4 protein-coding genes and 1 pseudogene are annotated in these 4,509 nt (G+C 44.2%); all 5 read left to right on the plus strand.

All coding sequences use genetic code 11. The annotated features are described in order from the left end of the window. Positions 1-327: pseudogene (locus ACFIMK_RS09500) on the plus strand (phage tail protein); the annotation flags it as partial. 8 nt (positions 328-335) lie between these two features. Further along, positions 336-1,349, plus strand: coding sequence for a phage tail protein (locus ACFIMK_RS09505; protein WP_375682945.1), 1,014 nt, complete (start codon positions 336-338; stop codon positions 1,347-1,349). 7 nt (positions 1,350-1,356) lie between these two features. Beyond that, the gene (locus tag ACFIMK_RS09510; protein WP_375682944.1) at positions 1,357-2,490 is read left to right on the plus strand and encodes a phage tail protein; all 1,134 of its coding nucleotides are present in this window, start codon (positions 1,357-1,359) and stop codon (positions 2,488-2,490) included. A gap of 9 nt (positions 2,491-2,499) precedes the next feature. Further along, entirely contained in the window at positions 2,500-2,721 is a 222-nt protein-coding gene (locus ACFIMK_RS09515) for a hypothetical protein (protein WP_375637004.1), read from the plus strand. Between the two features lie 22 nt (positions 2,722-2,743). Continuing rightward, positions 2,744-4,509: alanine-zipper protein (locus ACFIMK_RS09520; RefSeq protein WP_375682943.1), on the plus strand; the 1,766-nt coding region annotated here is incomplete at its 3' end.

Consider the following 4,509-nt stretch of genomic DNA (forward strand, 5'->3'; position numbering starts at 1 on the left):
AATATTGATGAGGGGCGTTCTTTTGCAAGTGTGCAAACAGATTTAATCGAGTCGCATCAACATCAAGGACAGAGCCTTTCGATGTCTCATTTTACCAGCAACGAAAACTTTTGGGATGGGAATACGACGGATGTGTTGGGCTATCGTCTAGGCTTGTTTGGGGGGAGCTCTCTAGCGAATTTTATGGGCATAGAGCGTGAGAATTTAGGGGGCTACATTGTAAGTTCTCATACTCTTGATGAGAACCAAGAGGTTGTTTTGGAGAGCACTGGTGAAGGCGAGACGCGTCCAGTTAATGTGAGTGTTCTGTTTGCGATTAAGACATGAGGTGTAAGATGTCGACGATCTATGATTGGTCTTTAAATGCCTCCTTGAATGCCTATTGTGATGATTTGATTGATTGGTCAAAAGGACAACGTCCTAGTAGTCTGAATAATAGTGCTCGTGTGATGATGCAACGTGTGCGTGAGTATTTATCGGATACGAGTGGTGTGATTGAAAGCACTTTTACGGTTGATGCTGAACACCAGACGACGTTGATAAGACTTCAAAGCCAATCGGCATTTTTAGAGTATAAGAATGGGATATCAATTTATTTTAAAGCGAAGGGCAAGAATGTTGGGGAAACCGCAATTGCCTTAAATGATTTGGCGGCTAAACCTGTTTACAAGGCGACGGAATTAGGTCTCCGTGTTTTATCGGGAGGCGAGCTTCAAAGGGGGTGCATTTATAGCTTGGTTTATAGGGATCATGCTTGGCAAGTTTTAAATCCTACGCCTCTCTCTTTATCGCAAGAGCCGGTTATCCCTGTTTATCCACTAGGGACGATAGGGATTTTTGGGATGCAAGTTTTGCCAGATGGCTGGTTACCTTGTGATGGGAAGGCTTATTTGCGTAGTGATTATCCTGCTCTTTATGAAGCGATAGGGATCAGGTGGGGAGGCGCTGATAGTTGGACGAAGTTTAATGTTCCCGATTTGCGTGGTGTTTTTTTACGAGGTGTTGATGATGACCGCGAGATAGACCGCTTTCGTTATCTTGGCACTTTACAAAATGACGCAATGAGAAAGCATGACCATGGGGGTCAATCCTTTACGATTTTGAATGATGAAAATCAGGAAGAGAGTTGGCATGGTGATATGACGATCATCTGGGGATATGTGTTGAATGACCAGCAAAGATTGAAGCTTGCTGAACGTTTGGGCGTGAGAGCAGAGGATATACGCGTGCACCATAAGCTCGCCTTTCCCCATTCCCACCTTCACATGCGTGATGTTGCATTGGCAAGTTCAGGTATAAGTGAGACGCGCCCGATTAATATGAGTGTTGTGTTTGGAATCAAGACGTGAGGTTTAGATGTCCACGATTTATGATTGGTCTTTAACAGCATCTGAGAATGGTGGTGCTGATGCTTTAATTAATTGGTCAGAGGGACAGCACCCTAACACGGTTAATAATAGCGCTCGTTTTATGATGCAACGGGTAAGTGAGTATTTATCGGATACGGGGGGTGTGCTTGAAGGGATTGTGACGGTTGATAATAACCAAAAGACGAGCGTGATAAGGCTTCTAAGCCAATCGGCATTTTTAGAGTATAAGAATGGCATATCGGTTTGTTTTAAAGCGAAGGGCAAGAATGTTGGGGCGACAACAATTGCTTTAAATAATTTAGCCGGTAAGCCCGTTTATAAGGCAACAGAAACCGGTTTATTAGCCTTATCGGGAGGAGAGATACAAGATGGCTGTCTTTATACGCTTGTGTATGATGAAGAGCTTACGGGTTGGCAAGTTCTCAACCCGACAAGGGGCAAAGTTTCTTCCTTAAAACGTTTACCTTCCGGTCTGATAGGACCGTTTGCAATGGAGCGCTTGCCGGATGGTTGGTTGCCATGTGATGGAAGTGCTTATTCACGGTATGTTTATTGGGATTTATTTTCTGCGATAGGAACGACGTGGGGAGAAGGAGATGGCGCCACGACGTTTAATGTTCCCGATTTTCGGGGGCTATTTTTACGGGGACTTGATAATGAACGCAATTTAGACCCTTGGCGTTCTTTTGCAAGTATACAACCCTGTTCTTTAAAAGCGCATGAGCATTTTATAGGTCCAGCGTCATCAGAAGGTCTTTCTTCTCGAAAAAAACGGGATGTTTCTTCTACTGAAGCGCCCGTGACAAGGCGAAAGAGAGCTATAGACGAAGAGTGTGTAGGTTTGAGTGGGGATGCTTTGGACAAGTGTAATCAAGAATTTGACCAAATAGCAGGAAGTCCACAGGTAGAGACTCCCTTTTGGTTTACAGAAAAAGACAAGCCGCCGCGTTTACCTTGGTTTATCAGGAGCCCCTTTGCTAATTTTTTATATTATTCAACGCCTATAACAGAAGGTCTGAATGACAGAGAGCATCATGAACATCATCTCATGGCAGAGAGGGTTGGTGGTGTTGAAACGCGCCCCGTTAATGTGAGTGTAATTTATGGGATCAAGACATGAGGAGTTGAAATGTCATTAAAACCGTTTGCGATATCAGAGATTAGCGACCCGTCTCAAGTACGGGTCGTTTTGTATTCTGGGGGAGGTTTTGTTCATGCGCCGCTTACTGGCGTTTTTGATTTACTGAAAGCCGCTTTGAAAACAGAGCTTGATGGTTCACTGAAAGATTTAGAGAAGCGCTTAGAGACCTTAAGAGAAGAGTTTGAAGATTTGAAAGAGTGTTCATTTTAGGTTTAATGGAGGAATAAAGCAGATGAAAATACCTGATCATAGTCATGAGTATCTGATACCAATAGCCACGAAAGAGGAAATCAGAGAAGGAACTTCGCAAGATAGCGTTGTTGTTCCGAAGATTTTAGGGACGGCATCTTTGTATTCGTATGAAACCTTTGCGCCGTTAGAACAGGTTGTGAATGCAAGGCAAGAGTCGGAAAAAGCCATGGCGCGTGCGAATGGTGCGCAACAGGTTGCAGAAGAATCGAAATCTATTGCTGAACGTGCAGAACAAACAGCGAAAGATGCTTCTCAAACAGCAACAGAGACAACCCAAGTAGCAGCGACCGCGGTAGCGACGAGTCATGAAGTTAAGACGATAGCAACACAAGCAAGTCTTAAGGCGGATGGCGCAAAACGGACAGCTGATGATGCCAAGGATATTGCAGAAGAGGCAAAGGCTCTTTCAGAACAATCCAAGAATGCTTGTGCTGAAGTCAAGGAATCTGTTGCAACTGTTAAGAGAGTTGCCGAATCGGCGCAAACAGGAGTGGAACAAGCCTCGCAAACAGCTTCAGAAGCGAAGGGTTTGGCGGAAGCGGCGAAAAGTGCAGCAGAGAGTGTAACAGAGAAAGTAGATCAAGCACTAAGAGAGGCTAGCGATGCAAAATCTAAAGCAGAAGGCTTAGAAACAATAGCCAATGAAGCAAAATCCACGAGTGATCATGCAAGCCAAACCGCTTTGAGTGCAAAAAGTTTATCAGAAGAAGCCAAGGAAGTAGCCGAGACTGCGAAGTCGACAGCAGAAGAAGCGAAGAGTGTTGCGGAGCAAGCAAAAGAAGAAGCTGATACGACGAAGCAAGGGCTTGGAGAGGTCAAGAGTTCATTAGACACGGTGACAGCAACGACAAATTCTGCGAATACAGCCGCCTCTGAGGCAAAAGTGTTAGCGGAAGAAGCGAAGAGTGCATTGACAGAAGTTCAAGAGAAGGCACAGAGGAACAGTGACAGTCTTTCTGAACTTCAAAGTAAGGTAGGTTCTCTTTCCACTAATTTTTTAGAGAATGTGCGTTTTCATCAACCTGACAGAATTCTGGAAGCCGATCCGAAAAATAGAAAAGGTCTTGTGATCAATGAAGGGGCATGTTTTCGCTTTTATCATGGTGAAGAGAATGGGGGTAGGTACCTCTTTTACCGCATTCCAGGGCGTGGAAGGATGACTTTTGACGAAGATCTTGAAGCAGGAAAGGATTATTATATATATCTCATCTTAAAAGATCAGACGAATGAGCTATCCTTTGAAATTTCGCAAAATCCGACGGCTCCTGATGGCTATACAAAGGATAATTCTGAAAAGATCGGTGGATTTCATACGCTATGTGCGGATGTTGGTGAGATTGAAGGTCATCTCTTATCGGGTTATCAAGCGGGGGATGTTTTGCCCAAGTCTGTTTGGTGTTTAAATCACCGCCCACGTAGTAGTCCAGAAGGGATGGTTTACAATCCGTGGCATAATATTTGGGTTGATATTTATCTTCAATCAGGGACAGGTGTAAATGCAAAGTCTGCCTATGGTGTTCCGATTACGAGCAATCGTAGCTATGCGAATCATGCCTTTGATTTTTGGTCTGTTAATAAGAGATTTTTGACGAGTGATGAGTTTTCGCCAAGCATGTATGGAAGTAATCAAGCAACCAGTATTGTCGGCAATCAAGCGCCTTCTCTTAAGACGTCTGGAGGACACGTTGATACAAACAATAGACGGATGATTTCGCATATCGGTTGTGAGGATGGTTGCGGTTATGT

This window comes from Bartonella sp. AP280QHHD, assembly GCF_042196125.1.
In the GTDB taxonomy this organism is placed as follows: Bacteria; Pseudomonadota; Alphaproteobacteria; order Rhizobiales; family Rhizobiaceae; genus Bartonella.